The sequence below is a fragment of the Microcoleus sp. Pol12B3 genome, assembly GCF_036701355.1.
In the GTDB taxonomy this organism is placed as follows: Bacteria; Cyanobacteriota; Cyanobacteriia; order Cyanobacteriales; family Microcoleaceae; genus Microcoleus.
The window spans coordinates 1-3603 of record NZ_JAUBQS010000138.1; the positions used below are offsets into that span (position 1 = coordinate 1).

A 3603-nucleotide genomic window follows, 5' to 3' on the forward strand; every position below is an offset into this window, starting at 1 on the left:
CAGACGTTGGCGCTTTCGCGCTGCTGTAAGGTTGTTGTCATTTGTTTATGATTGCTTTATTTGGTTTTCAATGTTCGGATGATGTTTATATTATTAACGGTGTTGTTAAGGTTTGTAAAGGGGTTGAGCGACAGTTAAACTGATGAGTGTGATTAGGAAAGCTGATGAAAGGAGAGACAGGGGCGATCGCCAGGGGTTTTGTTAAGAAAGTTGAGGGTTTTGCTTTCTGTAGGTCAGCTCGTGATACCTTTCTAAAACCTGAAAGCGGGAAAGTCCGGTGCAATTCCGGCGCTGTGCCGCAACTGTAAAAGTCAGAATGCCGATTTCGGGGGCGCTTTGTGGGCGTTTACTTTTGGATTCCCTGCGTAGCACGGGGAGGAGATTATTTGTTAGCTTTGACTGATTTGCCGACTTGTCCGGGTTTATTTTACGGTTCCCAAGCCCGAGACGGAGTTTTATCGAGAATGCGGATTCCGGGGGGAATTTTAAACGCGCAGCAGTGTTGGACGATCGCCGATTTGGCTGATCAATACAGTACCGGCTGTTTGCAAGTGACAAATCGGGCAAATTTGCAAATCAGAGAAGTGAACTCGGAAATTGCCCCGGAAGTCTGGAACCGCTTGCAGGAATTGGGGATAGCGTCTCGCCGCGTTGAAGTTGACCCGATTCGCAATATTATGGCAAGCCCGACAGCAGGGATCGATAGCCAGCAGTTACTCGATACTCGCCCGCTAGTGAAAGCTTGGGATGATTACCTGCAAACGCATTCCGAATTGTCGGAACTTTCGCCTAAGTTCAGTATTGGCCTCGACGGCGGGGAATCGGTTTCGATCCAGGCTTTACGCAACGATATTTTATTAGCTGCATTCGGTCGTTCAACTCAATCAGAAATCGTTTTTCGGCTGCATTTAAACGGCGATAGAGGAATTTTAATCCAAGAATCGCAATGTATTTCAGTATTAGCCGCCCTCGCTAGCACCTATCTTGAATACACCAAAAATAGACCTCGAATTGATGGCAAAAAACCGCGTTTGCGTCACCTACTGGCAGATTGGGGCGCTGAAAGTTATCTAGAAAGGGTACAGCAGAATTTACCATTTTTATGGCAATTCACATCTTGCACCTTTCCCAAAAACAGCCAAGATGCCTCATCTGAAAAATCCCTCCCCCATCACCGACATCTCGGCATTCATCCTCAGCGACAGTCCGGTTTCTCCTACATGGGAATTGTACTGCCTCTCGGTAGGCTAGAATCAAAGCAACTGCGGAAGTTGGCAAATTTAGCCCACAAGCTAGCCAGCGGTACCCTGAGACTTACGCCGTGGCAAAATCTGTTGATTTCTGATATCCCCAACTCCCAGCTTTTTGACGTAAAAGAGCAAGTCGCCGATTTAGGATTGCACTCGTCGGCGACTCGCCTAGATTCGTGCTTGGTGGCTTGTGCTGGCAGCAGCGGCTGTGCGTCGGCGGCTACAGATACTCAAAGTCACGCCCTAGTAATGGCGAGGGATTTAGCGCAAAAATTGACGATCGACCTGCCGATTAACATTCATTTCAGCGGTTGCGAAAAGTCCTGCGCCCAGCATCGGCCAATTGATATCACGCTGGTGGGAATTCAGATTGAGCGAGGAGACGAGACGATCGAAGGTTACGACATTTATGCGGGAAGAAAAGATTTGCCCTTCGGGCAACCAATTTTTCCGGCGGTGAGTGCCACTGAGATGCCCGGTGCGATCGAGCGAATGTTGCGGGTGTATCAGCGGTTTCGAGAGCCTGTGGAGTCATTTGGTGAGTTTGTCGATCGGCAGGCGATTGACCAATTGCAGGATTTGTTCAGCACCGAAAATTGGAATTGAAAGTGAAAAAATATCCCATGAAAACTGACAATTTTTAATTATTTCTCTTTCTATCTCTCTGGATATTTCTTCCTTCGCGTCCTTTCCATCTTCGCGGTTCATTCAAAAAATCTATTTCAAAAATCCCACAAACTTCCCATAGCAGTTTTAAACAATGATTGACTACATTCGAGACGGAACAGAAATCTACACAAAATCCTTTGCCACAATTCGAGCCGAAGCAGATTTGTCAAGCTTGCCACCCGATTTAGAATCGGTAGCCGTGCGACTAATTCACAGTTGCGGCATGACCGATATTGTTACAGATTTAGCAGCTTCCCCCGGTGCAGCCACCTGCGGACGCCAAGCCCTCTCAGCAGGCGCGCCGATTCTGTGCGATGCCCAGATGGTGGCCGAAGGCATCACTCGCAAACGCCTTCCCGCTGATAATCCTGTGATTTGCACCCTCTGGCATTCCGAGATTCCTGAGTTAGCGCGGCAAATGGGAAATACTCGATCGGCCGCGGCGCTTGATTTATGGCTGGACAAGTTGCAGGGTGCGGTTGTGGCTATCGGCAATGCCCCGACTGCTTTGTTCCGACTGCTGGAAATGCTAGATGCCGGAGCACCCAAACCGGCTTTAATTCTGGGTTTCCCGGTAGGATTTGTGGGGGCTTCCGAATCCAAAGCCGAACTGGCCGCCAACAGTCGGGGAGTGCCATTTATTACGCTGCACGGGCGACGCGGTGGCAGTGCAATGGCAACGGCGGCCGTGAATGCGTTAGCGAAAAAGGATGAATTATGACTAAGGCTACTGGTAAATTGTACGGTTTAGGTATTGGCCCTGGCGATCCAGAGTTGATTACTTTGAAAGCTTATAGGATTTTGCAATCGGTGCCGGTGATTGCATATCCGGCGATGGAAAATGGTAAGGTGCTGGCACGGGCGATCGTCGCAGATTATCTGCGCCCGGAGCAAATTGAGATTCCGATGCCGTTGCCTTTTAGTCCGACGCGATCATCTCAACCTTATTATGATATTGCTGGCGAGAAAATTGCCGCCCATCTAAGCGAGGGACAGGATGTGGCCGTGTTATGTGAGGGCGAACCTTTTCTCTACGGCTCGTTTATGTATCTATTCAACCGTTTGTCGGCGAGATTTACCACTGAAGTTGTGCCGGGAATTTCTTCGACAATGGCGAGTGCGGCTGCGTTGGGAGTGCCGCTGACTTATCGTAACGATGTGTTAAGTATTATGCCTGCGACCCTGGATGCTGAGGTTTTGCGCGATCGACTGGCGGTTGTTGATGCTGCTGTGATTATTAAGCTGGGCCGGCATTTTGCGAAAGTCCGGGACGTACTGATTGAGTTGGGACAGTTCGATCGAGCACTGTATATAGAACGCGCAACTATGCCGAATCAGCGAATTCGGGCGATCGCAGATGTCGAGCCCGCTGAAGTTCCCTATTGGGCTCTCATTATGATACCTAGCCAGCAGAAGTCTGTATCTTAATATTTCCATGCCTGAAGGCGAGCCGCTTCCAGGCTTTACCTACTTTTTTGTGCATTCTTACCTCTTTATGCAGTTTTCTTCATATTGATAAAGTAGACTTATAGCTTATATCAGTTAATCTGTTGTTAAAATACTTTACAAACCTTAGAATATGCTTTATGTTTATTTACATGGCGGAGCACAAAGCCGTCACGAACATTGAAAACCAAATAAAGCAATCATAAACAAATGACAACAACCTTACAGCAGCGCGAAA

At 48.3% G+C, this 3603-nt stretch carries 3 protein-coding genes and 1 riboswitch; all 3 genes read left to right on the forward strand.

Annotated features, from left to right (window positions below; all coding sequences use genetic code 11):
• The first annotated feature begins 250 nt into the window (after positions 1 to 250).
• Positions 251 to 330: riboswitch (adenosylcobalamin-variant (AdoCbl-variant) riboswitch) on the forward strand.
• 8 nt (positions 331 to 338) lie between these two features.
• The 3 genes from cobG (at position 339) to QUA53_RS28685 (ending at position 3347) form a co-directional block, all read left to right on the forward strand.
• Positions 339 to 1856, forward strand: a complete 1518-nt coding sequence (gene cobG / locus QUA53_RS28675; RefSeq protein WP_333101245.1) for a precorrin-3B synthase — start codon at positions 339 to 341, stop codon at positions 1854 to 1856.
• Positions 1857 to 2010: 154 nt separating this feature from the next.
• Positions 2011 to 2640: a precorrin-8X methylmutase gene (locus tag QUA53_RS28680; protein WP_333101243.1), complete on the forward strand. Its 630-nt coding sequence runs from the start codon at positions 2011 to 2013 to the stop codon at positions 2638 to 2640.
• A complete protein-coding gene (locus tag QUA53_RS28685; RefSeq protein ID WP_333101241.1) occupies positions 2637 to 3347 on the forward strand; it encodes a precorrin-2 C(20)-methyltransferase in 711 nt (236 codons plus the stop codon). The genes QUA53_RS28680 and QUA53_RS28685 overlap by 4 nt, the downstream gene beginning before the upstream one ends.
• The last annotated feature ends 256 nt before the right edge of the window (positions 3348 to 3603 follow it).

Coding starts and splice junctions, on each gene's coding strand:
- QUA53_RS28685 (WP_333101241.1), top strand. CDS start 2,637: ATGACTAAGGCTACTGGTAAATTGTACGGTTTAGGTATTGGCCCTGGC.
- QUA53_RS28680 (WP_333101243.1), top strand. CDS start 2,011: ATGATTGACTACATTCGAGACGGAACAGAAATCTACACAAAATCCTTT.